The organism is Streptomyces scopuliridis RB72 (assembly GCF_000718095.1).
GTDB lineage: Bacteria > Actinomycetota > Actinomycetes > Streptomycetales > Streptomycetaceae > Streptomyces > Streptomyces scopuliridis.
The window spans coordinates 96551-115757 of sequence record NZ_JOEI01000019.1; the positions used below are offsets into that span (position 1 = coordinate 96551).

General features: G+C 72.8%; 13 protein-coding genes and 1 pseudogene. 2 read left to right on the top strand and 12 right to left on the bottom strand.

The window, feature by feature from the left end; all coding sequences use genetic code 11:
* Positions 1–26: 26 nt before the first annotated feature.
* Positions 27–1133, bottom strand: a complete 1107-nt coding sequence (locus IF11_RS0124550; protein ID WP_030353887.1) for a calcium:cation antiporter — start codon at positions 1131–1133, stop codon at positions 27–29.
* 220 nt (positions 1134–1353) lie between these two features.
* On the opposite strand from IF11_RS0124550, the gene IF11_RS0124560 reads away from it, so the two are divergent.
* Complete coding sequence (locus IF11_RS0124560; RefSeq protein WP_078490903.1) at positions 1354–3234, top strand: serine hydrolase domain-containing protein; 1881 nt, start codon at positions 1354–1356, stop codon at positions 3232–3234.
* Positions 3235–3355: 121 nt separating this feature from the next.
* Here the strand turns inward: IF11_RS0124560 and IF11_RS0124565 are convergent, their stop codons facing one another.
* The 3 genes and pseudogenes from IF11_RS0124565 to IF11_RS43255 form a co-directional block, all read right to left on the bottom strand.
* Positions 3356–4888: a phytoene desaturase family protein gene (locus IF11_RS0124565; RefSeq protein WP_030353889.1), complete on the bottom strand. Its 1533-nt coding sequence runs from the start codon at positions 4886–4888 to the stop codon at positions 3356–3358.
* A gap of 113 nt (positions 4889–5001) precedes the next feature.
* Positions 5002–7332 (bottom strand): serine/threonine-protein kinase, encoded by a 2331-nt coding sequence (locus IF11_RS0124570; RefSeq protein WP_030353890.1) that lies wholly within the window; start codon positions 7330–7332, stop codon positions 5002–5004.
* Between the two features lie 166 nt (positions 7333–7498).
* A pseudogene (locus tag IF11_RS43255) lies at positions 7499–7792 on the bottom strand (oxygenase MpaB family protein); the annotation flags it as partial.
* A gap of 130 nt (positions 7793–7922) precedes the next feature.
* Between IF11_RS43255 and IF11_RS0124580 the strand changes: the two are divergent.
* Positions 7923–9476, top strand: a complete 1554-nt coding sequence (locus IF11_RS0124580; protein WP_030353892.1) for an ATP-dependent DNA ligase — start codon at positions 7923–7925, stop codon at positions 9474–9476.
* Positions 9477–9682: 206 nt separating this feature from the next.
* On the opposite strand, the gene IF11_RS0124585 is transcribed toward IF11_RS0124580, so the two are convergent.
* From IF11_RS0124585 to IF11_RS0124620, 8 genes are all read right to left on the bottom strand, one after another.
* The gene (locus tag IF11_RS0124585; RefSeq protein ID WP_030353893.1) at positions 9683–10717 is read right to left on the bottom strand and encodes a phosphatidylinositol-specific phospholipase C domain-containing protein; all 1035 of its coding nucleotides are present in this window, start codon (positions 10715–10717) and stop codon (positions 9683–9685) included.
* Between the two features lie 372 nt (positions 10718–11089).
* The gene (locus tag IF11_RS0124590; RefSeq protein WP_030353894.1) at positions 11090–11290 is read right to left on the bottom strand and encodes a hypothetical protein; all 201 of its coding nucleotides are present in this window, start codon (positions 11288–11290) and stop codon (positions 11090–11092) included.
* A 124-nt stretch (positions 11291–11414) separates the two neighbouring features.
* Entirely contained in the window at positions 11415–13346 is a 1932-nt protein-coding gene (locus IF11_RS0124595; RefSeq protein ID WP_030353895.1) for a potassium channel family protein, read from the bottom strand.
* A 178-nt stretch (positions 13347–13524) separates the two neighbouring features.
* Positions 13525–14688 carry an NAD-dependent formate dehydrogenase gene (locus IF11_RS0124600; protein ID WP_030353896.1) on the bottom strand — a complete coding sequence of 388 codons (1164 nt, stop codon included), beginning with the start codon at positions 14686–14688 and terminating at the stop codon, positions 13525–13527.
* Between the two features lie 102 nt (positions 14689–14790).
* Positions 14791–15744, bottom strand: a complete 954-nt coding sequence (locus IF11_RS0124605; protein ID WP_030353897.1) for a LysR family transcriptional regulator — start codon at positions 15742–15744, stop codon at positions 14791–14793.
* A gap of 79 nt (positions 15745–15823) precedes the next feature.
* Complete coding sequence (locus IF11_RS0124610; protein ID WP_030353898.1) at positions 15824–17770, bottom strand: ABC transporter permease; 1947 nt, start codon at positions 17768–17770, stop codon at positions 15824–15826.
* A gap of 42 nt (positions 17771–17812) precedes the next feature.
* Positions 17813–18628 carry a molybdate ABC transporter substrate-binding protein gene (gene modA, locus IF11_RS0124615; protein ID WP_030353899.1) on the bottom strand — a complete coding sequence of 272 codons (816 nt, stop codon included), beginning with the start codon at positions 18626–18628 and terminating at the stop codon, positions 17813–17815.
* 76 nt (positions 18629–18704) lie between these two features.
* A complete protein-coding gene (locus IF11_RS0124620; protein ID WP_030353900.1) occupies positions 18705–19100 on the bottom strand; it encodes a TOBE domain-containing protein in 396 nt (131 codons plus the stop codon).
* Between the last annotated feature and the right edge of the window lie 107 nt (positions 19101–19207).

Below are 19207 nucleotides of genomic sequence, written 5' to 3' on the forward strand. Positions count from 1 at the left end.
AATCCCTCCGAACGCTCTCGTCCGGGTCATGGGCTGATGGCCAGAAAGACGAACGCGGCGAAGATCCCCAGATGCACCCCGCCCTGGAGCAGCGTGGCCCGGCCCGGGGCGACGGTCAGGGCGCCCACCACCACCGTCAGCGCGAGCAGCACCATATGGACGGCCCCCAGCCCGAGCACCAGCGGCCCGCTCAGCCAGATCGAGGCGAGCGCGATGGCCGGGATCGTCAGACCGATGCTCGCTATAGCGGAGCCGAGCGCCAGATTGAGGCTCGTCTGCACGCGCTCGCGGCGGGCCGCGCGTACGGCGGCGAGGGTCTCGGGCAGCAGCACCAGCAGGGCGATGACCACACCGACCACGGACTGTGGCAGCCCGGCCGACGCCACCCCCGACTCGATGGTCGGGGACACCCCCTTCGCGTCCCCGACAACGGCGATCAGCGCCACGATCAGCATCACCAGGCTCAGGACGGTCGCCCGGCGGGTGGGCAGCGGGGCGTGCGAATCCACTTCCTGTACGCCCCCCTCCGGGGTGACGGGCAGGAAGTAGTCGCGGTGACGCACGGTCTGTACGGCGACGAAGAGCCCGTACAGGACGAGCGAGGCGACCGCGGCGAAGCCCAGCTGCGCGGGCGAGAACTCGGGGCCCGGCTTGCTGGTGGTGAACGTCGGGATCACGAGCGTGAGCGTGGCCAGGGTGGCGACGGTGGCCAGCTCGGTTCCCGTGCCCTCGGCGTTGAACACGGCGACCCTGCTGCGCACCGCACCGACCAGCAGACAGAGGCCGAGAATGCCATTGCAGGTGATCATGACGGCGGCGAAGACCGTGTCACGGGCGAGCGAGGCGGTCTTGTCGCCGCCGTCGATCATCAGCGTGACGATGAGCGCCACCTCGATGACCGTGACCGCGACGGCGAGGACGAGTGAGCCGAACGGCTCCCCCACCCGGTGGGCGACGACCTCGGCGTGGTGCACGGCCGCGAGCACGGCGCCCGCGAGACAGAGGGCGACGAGCGCGACCGCGAAGCCCGGCAGGCTGCGCCCCCAGCTGAGGACCAGCGCGACCACCGCGAGCAGCGGCACCACCACGGTCCACTGGGACACCAGTGACCTGATGCCGATGCTCGTCCTCATGCGCCACACGCTGCCAGAGGTGCAGATGGTGCGCGCGGCGGCGGCGCCGGACGGGCGGGTCCGTCGCGTCGCCCGTGATGCGGTGTCAGTCCGGCTGTGGTAAGAGGTCCTGACGGCAGGCCGTGTGTGAGAAGTAGCGTCGTCCGCCCGCGGGGCAGACGGGACTTCTCACACACGGCCTGGTACCCGAGAGACACGACGTTCAGGGGAGGGCTGCCGAATGGCGGAGGACCGGGCGGGCGGACGGGGAGCGGACGGTACGGGGGGCGGCGCGGGGGACGGCGGACGGGCCGGCTCGCGGGCCGGCTCGCGGGCCGGTGGGATAAGCCGGCGCAGGCTGGGTAGCGGGGTGCTGGCCCTGGGCGGGGCGCTGGCCGTGGCGCCGATCCCGTTCGCCGAGGGCTCCGCCCGCGCCACCACGGCAGGACCGCGCGACGGGTCCGGTGGCGCGAGACGGACGACACTGCGGCACGGCTCCGCCGAGCGTGCCGGTCTCCTCCCCGGCCAGCTGGACCGGCTGGTCGACGAAGCGACGGCCTTCCTCGGCCCCTCCCCCGCGCACCCCTGGTACGCGGGCGCCGTCCTGCTCGCCGGGCGCGGGGGGACGGTCGCCCTGCACCGGCCGCTCGGTGCGGCCGTGCGCTACGCGGCGTACGACGAGAAGACCGACACCGGAGTGGAGCTGCCGCCCGAGCGGCGGATCGCGATGGCCGAGGACACGGTCTTCGATCTCGCCTCCCTCTCCAAGCTGTTCACCTCGATCCTCGCCGTCCAGCAGATCGAGCGGGGAGCCCTGGAGCTGGCGGCACGCGTCACCACGTATCTCCCGGAGTTCGGGCGGGCGGGCAAGCAGGACGTGACCGTGCGCCAGCTGCTGACGCACACCTCCGGCTTCCGCGCCTGGGTACCGCTCTATACGGCGCCGACGTACGAGGGCAAGCTCCAGCTGCTGTGGAACGAGGCCCCGGTGAATCCGCCCGGCACGGCCTATCTGTACTCGGACCTCAATCTGATCTCGCTCCAGCTGATCCTGGAGCGGATCACCGGTCACACCTTGGACGCCCTGCTCCACGACGAGATCACCGCTCCGCTCGCGATGCACCGCACGCGCTACAACCCGCCCGCCTCCTGGAAACCGAAGATCGCCGCCACCGAGGACGCGCGCCGGCCGTGGTCGGGGCTCGACCGGGGGCTGGTGTGGGGCGAGGTGCACGACGAGAACGCCTACAGCCTCGGCGGGGTCGCGGGCCACGCCGGGGTCTTCTCCCGCGCCTGGGACCTGGCGATCCTCGCCCGTACGCTGCTGAACGGCGGCGCGTACGGCCGGGCCCGGATCCTGCGGCCCGAGTCCGTGGAGCTGATGTTCACCGACTTCAACTCCGGCTTCCCCGGCGACGCCCACGGACTGGGATTCGAGCTCTACCAGCACTGGTACATGGGCGCGATGGCCACCCCGAGCACGGCGGGCCACACCGGGTTCACCGGCACGAGCCTCGTCCTCGACCCGACGACCGACTCCTTCCTGATCGTGCTCGGCAACTCGGTGCACCCCGTACGGAGCTGGCGCTCCGGCAGCGCGCCGCGCGTCGCGACGGCCAACCGGATGGCGCGGGCCGTCGCGGTACGGCCCGCGCACGGCCGTACCGCGTGGTTCTCCGGCATGGCGAGCGCCACGACGGCCACGCTGACGCTCCCCCCGGTCACGGCCCGCGCCGGAGTGCTGCGCTGTGCGCTGTGGTGGGACACCGAGCCGGACGCGGACGGGCTGTTCCTGGAGGCGTCGGCCGACGCCGGGAGCAGCTGGCGGCCGGTGCCCTTCACGACCGTACGCGCCGGGCAGGAGCCGCTGGCGCACCCGGCGGGTTCGGCCACGGGCTGGTCGGGACGTGACTGGCACCGGCTGACCGCGGACCTCGCGGCCTGGCGCGATACGGAGGTACGGCTGCGCTGGCGGTACACGACGGACCGGCTGTACGTGGGACGGGGCGCGTATGTGGACGGGCTGAGGGTCGAGGACGGTGGGCGCCCGGTCTTCGACGAGTCGCGGCGCAAGGACGCGGCGCGTATCGAGGCGGCCGGCTGGGTGGCGTCGCGGGACTGACCCCGCATGCCCGGGCGGCGCACCCGCACGCGCGCGCCGCCCGGGCATCGGCGTCACCCGTACTCACCGCCCCGGCGGCGCGAGGCCCGTACTCACCACCCGGGCAGCGCGACGCCCGTACTCACCGTCCCAGCGCCGCCATCGCCGCGTTGTGCCCGGGGACTCCGCTGACCCCGCCGCCGCGTACGGCGCCCGCGCCGCAGAGCAGCACATTCGCGTGCGCCGTCTCCACACCCCAGCGGCCGGTGTCCTCGGTGGCGTAGGGGAAGGAGAGGTCGCGGTGGAAGATATGGCCGCCGGGCAGGCGCAGTTCGCGTTCGAGATCGAGCGGTGTCTTCGCCTCGATACAGGGCCGGCCGTCCTCGTCCTCCGCGAGACAGTCGGCGATCGGCTCCGCCAGCCGCTCGTCCAGCTGGCGCAGGGTCGCGGCGAGCAGCTCCGCCCGTACGGCGTCGTTGTCCCCCGCGAACAGCCGTGCGGGGGTGTGGAGTCCGAACAGGGTCAGGGTCTGGAAGCCGCGGTCGGCCAGGCCGGGGCCCAGGATCGACGGATCGGTCAGGGAGTGGCAGTAGATCTCGGACGGCGGTGCGAGCGGCAGCCGGCCGGCCGCCGCCTCCCGGTACGCGGTCGCCAACTGCCCGTAGCCCTCGGCGATATGGAACGTACCGGCGAAGGCCTCCCGGGGATCGACGGACCCGTCCCGCAGCCGCGGCAGCCGGCGCAGCAGCATATTGACCTTGAGCTGGGCACCCTCGGCGGGGGCGGGCGGTTCCTCGCCGAGGAGCGCGGCGAGCGCCTGGGGCGACGCGTTCACCAGGAGCTGACGGCCCGTCACCCTGCCTTCCGTGTCGCCCGCGCGGAAGGAGACCTCGGCGGCGGTCCCGTCGGTGTCGATCCGGGTCGCCTCGTGCCCGGTGCGGATCTCGGCGCCCGCGGACCGCGCGGCGTCGGCCAGCGCGTCGGTGAGGGCGCCCATCCCGCCCACGGGTACGTCCCAGTCCCCGGTGCCGCCGCCGATCACGTGGTAGAGGAAGCAGCGGTTCTGGACGAGGGAGGGATCGTGGGCGTCGGCGAACGTACCGATCAGCGCGTCGGTGAGCACCACTCCCCGTACGAGGTCATTCCGGAACCTCTTCTCGATCGCGACGCCGATCGGTTCCTCGAAGAGCGTCCGCCAGGCGGTCTCGTCGTCGATACGCGCGCGCAGCGCCTCGCGCGTGGGCAGCGGTTCGGTGAGCGTGGGGAAGACCCGCCCGGCGACCCGTCCCGTCATCCCGTAGAAGTCCCGCCAGGCCGCGTACTCCGTCTCGCCGCCGGTCAGCGCGGCGAAGGAGTCGCGGGTACGCCCCTCGCCCACCAGCAGTCCGCCGTCGCCGAGCGGGGTGTACGAAGAGACGGTCCGCTTGCGGACGGCGAAGCGCAGCCCCAGCTCCCTGACGATCTTGTCCGGCAGCAGGGAGACCAGATACGAGTACCGGGAGAGGCGGGCGTCCACGCCCGCGAAGGGGCGGCTGGACACGGCCGCTCCCCCGGTGTTCCCGAGGCGCTCCAGCACCAGCACGGAGCGCCCTGCGCGGGCGAGATAGGCGGCGGCGACCAGACCGTTGTGGCCGCCGCCGACGATGACGGCGTCGTACGAGACATGTGCGGGCATGGCTCTTGGTAACACGGGGATGATCGCGAGGCCAGGGGTACGGGGGCCGGGGCTACGGAAGGGGCCAGGGGTACGGGGGGCCGGGGCGTTGGCGGGGACGGCTGGGACGGCCCTCAGCGGCCCCTGGTGCCGTGCTGCTGGCGCAACGCCGCGACCTGGCGGTACAGCTCCACCGCCTCGGCTCCCCGTCCCAGCTGCTCCAGGCAGTGCGCCTCGTCGTTCCTGGCCGCCAGGGTGTCCGGGTGGACGGCGCCCAGGACCCGGTGCCGGGCCTCGGCGACCCTGCGGTAGACGGTCAGGGCCTCGGGCCAGCGGTCCAGCCAGCCCAGGCCGACGGCGATCTCCCGGCGGCTGACGAGGGTGTCGGGGTGGTCGGCGCCGAGAACCTGTTCCCGGGCCGCGCACACCTCACGGGCCTCCGCGAGCGCCTCGTCCCAGCGGGCGAGCCGGCCCAGATTGACCCCGAAGCCGTGCCGGGCCCGCAGGGTCTCCGGATGCAGCGGCCCCTGGATACGGACGCGGTCGGCGACGAGCCCGCGGTACAGATCGAGCGCCTCCTCGCTGCGGCCCAGCCGCCCCAGGCTGATGCCGATCTCGTAGCGCGCGGAGAGCGTGTCGGGGTGGTCGGGGCCCAGCGCGCGGGCGCGCACCGCGGCGACCTCACGGTAGGCGCCCAGCGCCTCCGGCCAGCGGCCGAGCCGCCCCAGCGCGTAGGCCACCTCGTACTGGCTGACCAGCGTGTCGGGATGGCCGGCGCCGAGCACCCGGGCGCGGGCCGCGGCCACCGTGTGGGCCAGCCGGTACGCGTCCTCCAGGCGCCCGAGCCGGCTGAGGTTGTACGCCAGGTTGTGGCGGCAGCGCAGGGTGTCCGGATGGTCGGGGCCCATCGTGCGTTCGCGCGAGGCGAGCACCGCGGCGAACACGTCATGGGCCTCGAAGTGCCGGCCGAGCTGCCCCAGTACGTACGCCGTCTCCTGGCGGGCGGCGAGCGTGTCCGGATGGTCCGGGCCCAGCGCGCGGGCGCGCCCCTCCGCGACGCGGGTGAACTCGCGCAGCGCGTCCGCCGTACGCCCGGTCCTGCTGAGCGTGAACCCGACCTCGTACCGGCTGGCGAGGGTGTCGGGGTGGTCGGGGCCCAGGGCGTGCTCACGTTCCGCGGCGACCGCGCGGTGCACCTCGCCCGCCTCCTCCCAGCGGCCGAGCCGGCCCAGGCTCAGACCGGCGTTGTGCCGGCTGACGAGGACCGCGAGCTGCTCGGGGGACGGGGTGGGCCGTGCGGCGGCCGGATACGTTCCGGTGGTGGCGCGCGGATCGGCCGGGCGGGTCCACTCGCCGGTGAGGCCCGCGGTGTGGTCGGGCGGGGTGGGCCGCAGCACGGACACACCGGTCGCCTTGTGGCCGGTGGTCATGGAGCGGGCCCAGGACGGCAGCCGGGAACCGTCCGGCGGCGGTCCCGCGCCGTCCGGATGGTAGGGCGCGGCGTCTCCGTCCCGCGCTGCGAACGCCGGGGGCGTGTGTGGACCGGTGCTCACCGGACCCGGGCTCCCGAGCTCCGTACCCCCGAGGACCGTGCCCGGCGGACCCGAAGCCGGGGCCGTGCGCGCCGCGCCGATCCTGCGCCGGAGGTCCCCCGCGTCGGTGGGCCGTTCCTCCGGCGTCTTGGCCAGCAGATCGAGGACGAGCCGGTCGAAGAACTCCGGCAGTTCCGAGCGGTGCTTGCGCGGCGGCTCCGGGATCGTGTCGCGGTGACCGACCAGTACCGACCAGGTGTCGCCCAGGTCGAACGGCGGGGCGCCGGTGGCGATCTCGTACAGCACACACCCCAGCGAGTAGAGATCGCTGCGGTGATCGACATGGCCGGCGCCGATCTGCTCGGGCGACATGTAGTGCGGGGTGCCCATCGCGATGCCCGTACCGGTCAGCCGGGAGGTGAAGCCGATGTCATGGCCGAGCCGCGCGATGCCGAAGTCGCAGATCTTCACCGTGCCGTCGGTGAGCCGCATGATGTTGGCGGGCTTGAGGTCGCGGTGGATGATGCCCTGGCCGTGGGTGTACGCGAGGGCGTCCGCGACCTGCTCGGCGATGTCGACGACATGGGGCACCGGCAGCGGATGCTGCTCGTTCTCCTCCAGCAACTGGCTGAGGTTGCGTCCGTCGAGCAGCTCCATCACGAGATAGAGCACGCCGTTGTCCTCGCCGAAGTCATGGACGACGGTGACGCCCCGGTGCTGGAGCGCGGCGGCGACCCGCGCCTCCCTGCGGAACCGCTCCCGCATGATCCGGGTGAAGGACTGGTCCTGCTGGGGGCCCAGCGGCTTGAGGCACTTGACCGCGACCTGTCTGCCGAGCGACTCGTCGCGGGCCCGCCACACCTCGCCCATCCCACCGCGCCCGATCAGATCGAGCAGCCGGTAGCGGCCCTGGATCAGCCTGGTGTCCGCCATCGCGTGCTGTCGCCCCCGTCACCTCGCTGCGCCCTCCCCGGCCCGTCCAGTATGGCCGTACCGTCCCGGAGTGTGTACGGGGCGGGACGGGTGTCGGGGCCGAGCCGGGCCATTGCCCGGAGAATGTGCCGGGGCGGCAGCTGCCACCGCACCCGGGCGGGAATGCGCGGACCCGGGCGCCGGCCCGCTCGGCGGCCTCGGTCGTGCCGTAGCTGATGGTGCCCACGAACCCGGCGGTACGGCGGAGCCTGCCCCAGGCGTCATGCCGGAAGTCGCTGTTCTGGGTCACACCGCGGACCGCGCGGGGATGCAGCGCCTGGAGGTAGAGGGCACGGATCCCGGCGATCCACATGACCGGGTCGCTGTGCAGCTGCCAGGTGACGGATCGGGGTCCGAAGAGCCCGGGATCGGGCGCGGAATCGGGTACGGGATCGGGGGCGCCGGTGCCGGTCTCGCTCATGTCCCGCCTCCCGCGGTCCTGCCCTCGGCCGTACGTTCGTAGAGCCAGGCTAGCCCCGTGTTCCAGGGGGAATTGGGCCCGGCCCCCGCCAGGACGGGCAAACCCGCGCGCGGCGTAGCACGATGGCAGCATGCTGTTGGCACCGCTCGCGCATGTCTCCCGGGAGGTCGCCGAGACATCGGCGCGCTCCCGGAAGATCTCCCTGCTGGCCGGACTCTTCCGTACAGCGGGACCCGAGGACGTGCCGATCGTCATTCCGTATCTGGCCGGACGGCTGCCGCAGGGCAGGATCGGGGTCGGCTGGAACGCGCTGAAGGACCCGCCCCCGCCCGCGGACCGCGCCACGCTGACCGTGCACCGTGTCGATGCCACCTTCACCACCCTCGCGGCCGTGGCGGGCCGCGGCGCGCAGGGCGAGCGCCGACGGCTGGTCCAGGAGCTGCTGGGCGCGGCCACCGACGAGGAGCAGCGCTTCCTGGTGGGGCTGATCTCCGGCGAGGTGCGCCAGGGCGCGCTGGACGCCGTCGCCGTCGAGGCGCTGGCGGAGACCTCGGGCGCGCGGGCCGCCGCGGTGCGCCGGGCGGTGATGCTGGCCGGTTCCCTCCAGCAGGTGGCGGAGCGGCTGCTGGCGGAGGGGCCGCGGGTGCTGGAGGAGTTCCTGCTGACGGTGGGGCGGCCCGTACTGCCGATGCTCGCGCAGAGCGCGACGAGTGTCGCGGAGGCGATCGGCAGGCTCGGGGAGTGCGCCGTCGAGGAGAAGCTGGACGGCATCCGGGTGCAGGTGCACCGCGACGGGCCGACGGTACGGATCTTCACCCGCACGCTCGACGACATCACGGACCGGCTGCCCGAGGTGACGGCGATCGCCCTGGAACTGCCGGGCGACCGTTTCGTACTGGACGGGGAGGTCATCGCGCTGGACGCGGAGGGCAGACCGAGGCCGTTCCAGGAGATCGCGAGCCGGGTCGGCTCGCGGATGGACGTACGGTCCGCGGCGGCGGCCGTCCCGCTGTCGCCCGTCTTCTTCGATGTCCTCGCCGCCGGGGGCGAGGACCTGCTGGAACTGCCGTGCGCGGAGCGGCACGAGGCACTGACGCTGCTGGTTCCCGAGCCGATGCGCGTACGGCGGATCGTGGTCACCAGTGCGGCCAGGGAGGGGGGCCGGGCCGCCGAGGCGTTCCTGCGCGACACCCTGGCCCGGGGCCATGAGGGTGTGGTGATCAAGGCGCTCGACACCCCCTACAGCGCGGGCCGGCGCGGGGCGGGCTGGCTGAAGGTGAAACCGGTGCACACCCTGGATCTCGTGGTGCTGGCCGCGGAGTGGGGGCACGGCAGGCGCACCGGCAGACTCTCCAATCTGCATCTGGGCGCGCGGCGGCAGGACGGCTCGTTCGCGATGCTCGGCAAGACGTTCAAGGGGCTGACGGACCAGATGCTGGAGTGGCAGACGGAGCGTCTGCGGGAACTGGCGGTCCGTGACGACGGCTTCACCGTGACCGTACGTCCTGAACTGGTGGTCGAGATCGCGTACGACGGGCTCCAGCGCTCGTCCCGCTATCCGGCGGGGGTGACGCTGCGCTTCGCCCGGGTGGTCCGCTACCGCGAGGACAAGTCCGCGACGGAGGCGGACACGGTCGAGACGGTCCTCGCGGCGCACGGCCGGGATGTGGCGGAGCGGGGTTGACGGCACCGTACGGACGGGACGCACGGTACGGACGGGCCGAGGGACCCGCGAGTCCCGGGGCCCGCGAGTCCCGGGGCCGGCGAGTCCCGGGGCCGGCGAGCGGTACCGGCCCCGGGACGTGTGAGGCTCCCCGCGACAGGACTACAGGACCTGGTGCCTCTCCCGGCAAGCATTGCCCCGTCGGGCAAGCATTGCCCGTCGCGGCACTAGCCGCGCGGGACGACGGTCGCGAGCACCGTCGGCAGCGCGCGCCAGTCCGCCGAGATCAGGCTGGCGTTCCGCTGCGCCAGCAGCGTCAGCCGGTCACGGGCCTGCTGCTCGGTGGGGCTGGTGCCGTCGATGGCCGGCGGGACATTGTGGGCGTCCGTCATCAGCAGGAAGTAGTTCCGCTGCGCGTACCAGGCGGTGTCGATCGTGCCCGCCGCGTACGCGGAGGCGTCGCCGTCGAAGAACACGAACCAGGGCCTGATCGTCGCGTCCGTGTAGCGGGTGCGCGGATCACCGGCGGCGGCCTTGTGGACGGCGGGGAAGGCCGCGGCCTCGCTCAGCCTGCCCGCCGCCTTGAGGTCACGCAGATGGGTGGCGTACTCGCGGTCGGTCCACAGGGTGTCGAGCGGGTTCTGCTCCTCCACCGTGCCGGGGATCAGCTCGACGATGAACTTGCCGGTCATCTGCGCGCGCGTCGGCCAGGCGCCGGCCTGGGCCGCCTGGTCGAGGTCGGCGCGGTCGCCCACCAGGTCGGCGGGGCGGTAGAGCGCGTCGCCGAGCTTGCTGTTGAGCAGCGTGTCCAGGGCGGCGGGGCCGCGGCCGGCCTGCCCCTGGAAGCCGTCCTTCATCTCGATCTTGATGACGACCGGCCGGTGGTCCTGGTGGGCGTCGTGCCAGGTCCTGAGGTCGGTCAGACAGCCGGCCAGATCGCGGTTCTTCGCGTTGGTACGCAGCTGGCTCACCGTGGCGGCGTTGGCGCAGTTGTTGTCATTGCCCAGCGGATTGCTGTGGGACACGCGCCAGGAGGCGCCGAACACATTGGTCCATACGTCGAGTTCGAGCATCCCGGCCCCGGAGTCCAGCGCGTCCGCGAAGTACGGGAAGGTGGCCTTCTCGTACGCGTTGTGGACACCGACCCCGGTGGTGGAGGGGTACGGCAGCCCGCCCGTGTCGGCGGCGCCGGCCGACGTGCTGGCGAAGGCGAGCACGGCCACCGCGCCGGCCGCCACCGTGGTGCGAAGGAGCTTTGCCATGTCCCTTGTTCCTCCCGGTGCGCATGTCTTGGGCATGTCAACCGAGAGTGAGCGTAGGCGAGTTGGGTGACGGGCGGGAGGACGCGAGCTTACGGATGTGATCAGCGGGACCACGGCAGCGGGAAGCGCGCCCTCGCCGCCCGGTCGCGGTGGGGCGCGCTCGGTGCGCGGGGCGCGCCTTGAAGGACCGTGGTGCGGCCCCGGGGCCGTGGCCTCGAAGGCGCCGCGCGCCTGGGCGAGCCGGTACCCGGCGCGGGCGGTGACGCCCTCGGCGGCCAGGGAGTCCGCGACGCCCCGCAGCTTCTCGCGGCCCCGTCACCGACGGGGCCGCTCTCTGGTCAGTCCGGGGAAAGCGCTACGACGGCGATGCGGCTACGGCAACTGCTCCTCGATGGCCGCGCGGCCCCTCTCGGCCAGCCGGCGCCTGGCCCATTCGATGTTCTCCGGGGTGAGATCGCGGCCGGAGGCGAGCACGAGATCTTCGGCCGTGACCTGGTCGTACGCGCCGGTGTGCAGCAGCCGGTCGGGGGTCACGCTCTCGGGCTCCGGTTGCGCCGTGGACTCTGCGTTCATGCCGCCTCCTCGTTCATCCGGTGTTCGCCATTCTCGTGCCCGCCAGGCCCCGCCGCATCCCCGGTACGCGTCCCCGGTACGCGGCGGCGCCGGGGGGCCGCGCCGTCCTCGCGCGGGCCGTGGATCACCCCGCCGGGCGGGTCCGGGAGGCGGACTGCCGTCCGAGCAGTTCCGCCAGACCCCTGCGGGTGGCCGCCAGCACCACCCGGTCCCGGGGGTGCAGCACATAACCGGGGTGCAGATCCCAGACCAGCCCGGCCGGCCGCCGCTCCTCGTGATCCAGCCGGGTGTCGGCGAGATCGGGCACCCGGTCCCCCGGCGCCGCGGTGTCCAGCGCGATGACCCGCCAGGCGCCCGGCCGGAACACCTCCGCGACCGTACGCCCCTCCAGCCGCGGATGACCCGCCACATCGATGGCGGCCATCAGCAGCACCTTGCGCTCCACCGGGATGGCCCCGAGGATCTGGCGCCCCATCATGGCGATGGCGAAGGCGGGGGCCGCCAGGGTGGAGACGCTGCGGCTGCGGGTGAGCGCCCCGGGATGCGCCGCGCGCAGGGTGCGGTAGACGGCGGTCGCGAAGTCGTCGTCGTACAGCCGCAGCGCCACCCGCAGATCAGGTGCGATGGAGCGCGCGTACAGCGCGGCTTCGAGATTGGTGGTGTCGACGCTGGTGAGGGCGAGCAGGGCGTGCGCGCGCTCGATCTTGGCCGCCTCCAGCACCCCCTCCTGGGTCACATCGCCCAGGACGGTCGGCACACGCAGGCTGCGGGCGAGCGCGATCCCCCGCGCGTCGGGGTCCTCCTCCACGCACACCACGGGGATGCCCAGCTCACGCAGGCGTACGAGCACCCGGCTGCCGATCTTGCCGAGTCCGAGGAGTACGACATGACCGGAGATGCCGCGCGGCGGCCGGCGCAGCGCCGATGCCGTACGGAACGTGCCGAGCGCCTCCAGGACCGCCGCGAGCACCACGGGCAGCAGCAGGATTCCGGTGACCATCGCGAGAAGCTGCATGACCTGCCGGGGCGCGGGTTCACCGACGGCCGGATCGCCGATGGCGAAGAGATCGAGCAGCGTGAGGTACATCGCGCCCAGCGGATGGGCTCCGGTGACCAGCGACGAGACGACCGCGAGGGCGAGTACGGCGGCGATGATCCCGGCGAAGGACCACCGCAGCCGGCGGGAGAACAGCGAGGCGAGCGGGGCGCCCCGGCCCGCGAGCCGGCGCGGCGGCAGATCGGGAGCGGCGTGCGAGACGGCTTCCAGTACGACCGTGCCGCGTCCGGTGGCGGCGGCGGCGCTCGCGTCGTCGGGCAGCAGCCGCGGGCCGTCCTGGCCGCTGTTGTCCGAACCCTCCGCCCCCGCCGGGTCGTTGGTCGTGGCGGAGAGCAGGGCGAGGGTGCACAGACCCGGGTCGGCGACCTCGCCGGGGCCCGGCGGGTTGCGCTCCACGGCTCGCAGCAGCAGGCCGTCGGCGCGTACCACCTTTCTGGTCCCCGCGACGGCGGTGGCGGCCAGCGCGGGGGCGGCGGTGTCGGCGTCCGAGAGGACGGTGGTGGTGGCGTCCAGGGCCGCCCGGTCGAGACCGGGGACGGCGACGGCCGCCGCCTGGTCGAGCAGCTCCTCCAGATGCTGGCCGAGCTTGCGGTTGTAGAGCCGGATGACCAGCCGCAGTTGAGGGTTGAGCCGGCGGGCGGCGAGCGCGACCCGGATATTGATCTCGTCGTCGTCATGGACGAGGGCGAGCGCCGCCGCCTCGTCCACCCCGGCGTCCACGAGGACGTCCTCGTCGAGCTCCGCCGCCTCCAGGACGCGCGGACCGTCCGGTCTCCTGGTCCCCTCCCCCGCCGGGTCAGGGAGCGTCGCCGCCGTACGGGCCATGGCCGCGGACATCCGTCCGAAGAAGGCCGAGGCTCTGCCCAGGCCGGCCAGCGGTGCGGGCGGGAGGCGGGAGGGGCGTACCGGCGGGATGACGAGCGTGACCCGCTCGCCGTAGACGTCGCGCAGCTCGCCCGCCAGCCGGTGGGCCAGTGTGTCGTCGCCGCAGACGACCATATGGCCTGCCGGTGGGCCCTGTTGTACCTGGTGAGGAAGTGTGGACACGGCACCAGTGTGCCGAACGCGCGAGCGGACGCGACACAGCCGCCCCGGCCAGGGGCGTGGCCCGGAGCGGCTGGATCGAGGTCAGATCCTCGCGCCCAGAGGATTTATGACGCGTAATCAGATAACTCGGTCAGGTGTTCTTCACGGAGTACGAGTGGGCCCCGACACCGGCCAGCGCCCCCTTGTCGACGATCAGATACTCGTCGCGCAGCGGGGTCCCCGCGAACCAGGACTCCAGGATCTCCCGGGTTCCCGCGGCGTAGCGGGCCTGGGCGGAGAGCGAGGAGCCGGAGATGTGCGGGGTCATGCCGTGGTGCGGCATGGTCCGCCAGGGGTGGTCGGCCGGCGCGGGCTGCGGGTACCACACGTCGCCCGCGTACCCGGCGAGCTGTCCGCTGCGCAGGGCGCGGTCGATGGCGTCGCGGTCGGCGATCTTCGCGCGGGCGGTGTTGATGAGATAGGCGCCGCGCTTCATGGTGGCGAGCAGTTCGTCGCCGAAGAGTCCCTCCGTCTCCGGGTGGAGGGGCGCGTTGATCGTGACCACGTCGCAGTGCGGGACCATCTCGGCGGCGCCGGCATGCCACGTGAGCCCCAGCTCCTGCTCGACGGCCTCGGGGAGCCGGTGGCGGTCGGTGTAGTGCAGCCCGACATCGAAGGGCGCCAGCCTGCGCAGGACGGCGAGCCCGATCCGGCCCGCGGCGACGGTGCCGACCTGCATGCCCTCCAGGTCGTACGAACGGGCCACGCAGTCCGCGATGTTCCAGCCGCCGTCCAGGACCCACTGGTGCGAGGGCAGGTAGTTCCGTACGAGCGACAGCGTCATCATCACGACATGCTCGGCGACGCTGATGCTGTTGCAGTACGTGACCTCCGCGACGGTGACGCCCTTGGCGATGGCGGCGTCGAGGTCGACATGGTCGGAGCCGATGCCCGCCGTGATGGCCAGCTTCAGGTTCTCGGCCTTCGCGATGCGCTCCGCCGTCAGATACGCGGGCCAGAACGGCTGCGAGATGACCACATCGGCGTCGACCAGCTCCTGGTCGAAGACGGACCCGTCCCGGTCCTTGTCCGAGGTGACGACGAGGCTGTGGCCGCGGGACTCAAGGAACGTACGCAGCCCCAGCTCACCGGAGACACTGCCGAGGAGCTGCCCGGGGGTGAAGTCGATGCCCTGCGGGGTGGGGGTGGTCTGGCCGCCCGGGTAGTGGTCGATACGCGGGAGATCGTCGCGGGCGTACGTCTTGGGGTATCCGTCGACCGGGTCGTCGTACAGCACGCACAGCACCTTTGCCATGACTGCGGCTCCTCATTCGTCGCTGCGGGAAGGTGTCTCCACACTCCTCGCGCCGCCGGGTCATGGTCAAAATGAACCTTTCTATGTCGGGATAGGAAGCGGCTATCCCGAATCGCCGGACGGGCTCCCCGGGCTCAGATAGGTGTCCAGGAGCCGGTCCAGCGCCTCCCGTACGCCCGCCTCCCTGGCGATCTCCAACAGGGCTCTGGCCAGCACGGGTTCGGGGCTGCGGTCGGCGATGACCAGGCCCACACGCGGGCCGTGCGCCGGGTGCTCCAGCGGGATCACGCGCATGCCGTCGGGAACCCCGAACATATGAAGCCAGGCATGGGAGATGACGCTCGACCAGTGGCCGGCCGTGAGATGCGCGTACAGACCGGCGACGGAATCGGTCTCGATGGCCGGGGTCACGGCGCTCACGCCCCCGGCGGCGAAGTACTCGTCCATGATGCGGCGGTTGCGCATCTGCGGGGAGAGCAGACACAGCGGCAGCCCGGCGATCTCCGCCCAGCGGGCGGCCGGGCGGCCGGTCATCGGTCCGTCGTGCGGGGTGAGCAGCAGATAGCGCTCCTCGTAGAGCGGACTCCTGCGGACATGGCCGAGGCTGTCGTCGTCCAGATAGGTGAGCGCGATGTCCAGCTCGAATTCGGCCAGCCGCTGGGCGATTTCACGGGAGGAGAGGGAGTCGAGCGAGACCCGGGTCCGGGGATGGCGTTCCACGAAGGGGGTGGTGAGGAGCGAGGCGGCGGTCAGCGCGGTGGGGATGGCGCCCAGCCGCAGGGTGCCGGCCAGACCGTCGCGCATCGCGGAGAGTTCATGGCGCAGGGCGTCGCGCTCGGCGAGGATGCGGTGCGCCCAGAGCAGCACCCGTTCGCCCTCGGGGGTCAGCCCCTCGAAGCGGCGGCCACGCCGGACGATGGGCACGTCCAGTTCGTGTTCCAGTTTGCGGATCGCGGCGGACAGCGAGGGCTGCGACACATAGCAGGCCGCCGCGGCACGGGCGAAGTGCCGTTCCCTGGCGAGTGCCACCAGATACTCCAGCTGACGCAGCAACATCGCTCGCTCCCCTGCTCGGTCCGCGTTTTCACCCTGTCAGGCCCGCGCCGCCGACGGGACCTCCCCGGCGGCCCCGGTCTTACAGGGCGACGAGGGTGACCTCGGTGGCCTTGACACTGGTCCATACGGATACGCCGTCGGCCAGGCCGAGTTCGGCGGCGGACTGCGGCGTGATCTCGGCGACCAGATCGGGGGCCTCGTCCGAGGTGATCAGGACGCGGAGCCGACTGCCGAGTGCGGTGATCTCGCGTACCGTTCCCCGCCAGACGTTGCGCGGGCTGCCGCCGGGGCGCTCACGGTGCACGGAGACGGCCTCAGGCGCGATGATCGCGAGGGCCGCCGCGTCTTCGGCGGGCGGTTCGGCGACGATCAGCCGTCCCCCGGCGGTGAGTTCGAACCCGGCGGGCCCTGATCTGCCGGGCCAGGCGTTGCGCCCGAGCATCCGGGCCACCCACGGCGAGCGCGGGTTACGGGTCACCTCGGCGGGCGGGGCGTCCTGGAGGACTCTGCCGTCGTCGAGTACGAGGACCCGGTCGGCCAGCGAGACGGCCTCGACCGGGTCATGGGTGACGATCAGACAGACCCCGCCGAAGCCGTCGAGATGGCCGCGCAGGGTGTGCCGTACCCGCGCCCGGGTGGTCTGGTCGAGCGCGGCGAGCGGCTCGTCGAGGAGCAGCAGCCGGGGCCGGGCGGCGAGCGCGCGGGCCAGTGCGACACGCTGCGCCTGGCCGCCGGAGAGCTGGTGCGGCTTGCGGTGGGCGAGATGCCCGACGCCGAGCCGGTCGAGCCATTCCCGCGCGGTACGGCGGGCCTCGGCGCGGCGGACGCCATGGGCGCGCAGCCCGTACGCGGTGTTGGCGAGGGCGCTCAGATGGGGGAAGAGCGCGCCGTCCTGCGGGACCCAGGCGACACCGCGCCGGTGCGGCGGGAGGGCGGTCACATCCCGGTCGCCGAGGCGGAGTTCGGCGTGGGCGCGCGGGGTGAGACCGAGGAGGGCACGCAGCAGCGTCGTCTTGCCGGCGCCGTTGGGTCCGACGACGGCGATGGTCGTACCGGGCTCGGCGTCCAGGACGAGCCGGTTGAAGCCGGTGACCTCCGCGTGCAGTCGCCAACGCTCGGCCGGGGCGGGGGACGTGTCCACCGCGAGGACGGTCTCGTCCGGCCCGGAGGGGGCGGCGTCCGCTTCCGTGTCGTCGGCCAGCGGTGCACGGCCCGGTACGCGGTCGGCCGTCACACCCGTCCAGCGTCCGCGCAAGGCGATCAGTACGGCCATGGCGATGGCGAGCAGCAGCAGGGAGACCGAGGTCGCGGCCTCCGGCGAGTCCTGGAGCAGCAGATAGACCTGGAGCGGAAGGGTCTGGGTGGTGCCGGGGAGGTTGCCGGCGAAGGTGATCGTGGCGCCGAACTCGCCGAGGGCGCGCGCCCAGGTCAGCGCGGCGCCCGCGGCGAGCCCCGGCGCGACCATGGGCAGGGTGACGGTGAGGAACACCCGTACCGGCGAGGCGCCCAGGGACGCGGCGGTCTCCTCGTACGCGGGCCGCATTCCGGCGAGGGTGCCTTCGAGGCTGATGACGAGGAACGGCATCGCCACGAACGTCGCGGCGATCACGGCGCCCGAGGTGTGGAAGGGCAGGGTGACGCCGAAGGAGTCCTCCAGCCAGGGCCCGAGCAGCCCGCGCCGCCCGAAGCCGAGCAGCAGCGCGACCCCGCCGACCGTGGGCGGCAGCACCATCGGCAGCAGGACCAGCGCGCGCACCAGCGTCTTGCCGGGGAACCTCACCCGCGCCAGCAGCCATGCCAGCGGCACCCCGAGCACCAGGGAGAGACCGAGCGCCCAGAAGGAGACCAGCAGCGACAGCCGCAGCGCCTGGACCACCCCGGGTGCGGTGAGATGCGTCCCGAGATCGCCCCAGGAAGTACGGGCGAGAATGCCGGTCAGGGGCAGCAGCAGAAACGCGATCGCCAGCAGCGCGGGCAGCGCCAGGGCCACGGGAGCGCCGCGGCCGCGGCTGCGCATGCGTCTCATCGGGCTTCCTGGGAGCGGGAGTTACCGGTCACCGGGCGGGTGTCACGGCTTCTGGAACCCGGCGTCCTGGAGGATCTTCTGCGCCTCGGGCCCGCTGAGCCAGCTGACGAACGCGGCGGCGGCGTCGGCGTGCTCGGAGGTCTTGAGGGTGGCGGCCGGGTAGTCGGCGATGGCGTTCTGCGCGTCGGGGATCTCGACCGCGTCGACCTTGTCGGTCGCGGTGGCGGCGTCGGTCTTGTAGACGATGCCCGCGTCGGCCTCGCCCAGCTCGACCTTGCTCAGTACGGCGCGCACGTTCGGCTCCTGCGAGACCGGCTTGACCACGATCTTCTGGGCGTCCAGCACCTGCTTGCTGTAGCGGCCGACCGGCACCTCGGGCGCGGCCAGGACGACCTTCAGCTTGGAGTCGGCGAGGTCCCTCAGGCCCTCGATCCCGTCCGGGTTGCCCTCGCCGGTGGCGATCACCAGCCGGTTCTTGGCGATGATCTCCGGGGAGCCGGTGTCGCCCCGTAGACCGTCCATGGTCTTGGTGTCGGCGGTGACCAGCGCGTCGGCCGGAGCGCCCTGCTTGACCTGCGCGGCCAGCTCCTGCGAACCGGCGAAGGAGAACTTCACCTTCGTACCCGGGTTCGCCTTCTCGTAGGCGGCGCCCGCCGTCTTGAACACATCGGTCAGCGAAGCGGCGGCCAGCACGGTCAGATCCGCAGCGGGGGCACCGCTCGCCGACGCCTCGGCGGTGGAGCCCGCGTCGGCGTTCTTCTTGCTGTCGCTTTCACCGCCGCAGGCGGCCAGCGGCACGAGCAGGGCGGCGGTCATCAGCGCGGTCGCGGCGCGGCGCCGGGTGAGAGCGAGAGACATGAGGGTGGACTCCTTGGCTAGGACGGCGCGGGACACGGCGGCGCGGCGTACCGGGACACCCCGGGGGCGGCGCGGGTCACACGCGGTCGATATGCACACTGGTGGACTTCACACGGGCGGTGGCCTGCATACCGACCTCAAGCCCCAGCTCCTCGACGGCTTCCCGGGTCAGCAGGGAGACCAGCCGGTGCGGACCGGCCTGGATCTCCACCTGGGCGGCGACATCACCGAGCTTCACGGCGGTGACGATGCCGGGAAACGCGTTACGGGCCGAGGTGTACGAGACGTCTTCCTCGCCCGTGTCGTTCTGCGCGAGCTCGATGGAGAACGCCGCGAGCGCGCGGCCGTCGATGAGACGGCGCCCGCCCTCGTCGCGATGGGTCGCGACCCGGCCGGCGTCGGCCCAGCGGCGCGCGGTGTCGGGGCTCACCCCGAGAAGCCGGGCCGCCTGACCGATCGTGTAGGACTGCATGTGCGACAAGATAGGCCGTATTCGCTCGCACATACAATTCTTAAGACGATCATCCACCGCAGATGCGAGACGGCCTGGAGGAAGCCCCAAAGCCCCGGCACGATCAC